Origin of the sequence: Proteus sp. fly-1067, from assembly GCF_040139345.1 — a bacterium.
GTDB classification, from domain to species: Bacteria; Pseudomonadota; Gammaproteobacteria; order Enterobacterales; family Enterobacteriaceae; genus Proteus; species Proteus vulgaris_B.
The window spans coordinates 798,782-799,088 of record NZ_JBEEUL010000001.1; the positions used below are offsets into that span (position 1 = coordinate 798,782).

1 pseudogene is annotated in these 307 nt (G+C 47.9%); it reads left to right on the forward strand.

The window, feature by feature from the left end:
- A pseudogene (locus ABN217_RS03645) lies at positions 1–307 on the forward strand (electron transport complex subunit RsxC); the annotation flags it as partial.

Here is a 307-nt window from a genome sequence, read left to right on the forward strand (position 1 = left end):
TAAAAGCCAAAAAAGCACAACAAGCTCAAGCGGAAACAACAACGGCTGAAGCCTCTGTTGAAAGCACTGAAGCCGAAGAAGTCGATCCGCGCAAAGCTGCTGTTGCGGCAGCTATTGCCAGAGTAAAAGCGAAAAAAGAAGCTCAACAAACTCAAGCAGAAACAACAACGGTTGAAGCCTCTGTTGAATGCGCTGAAGCCGAAGAAGTCGATCCGCGCAAAGCTGCTGTCGCGGCAGCTATTGCCAGAGTAAAAGCGAAAAAAGAAGCTCAACAAACTCAAGCAGAAACAACAACGGTTGAAGCCTC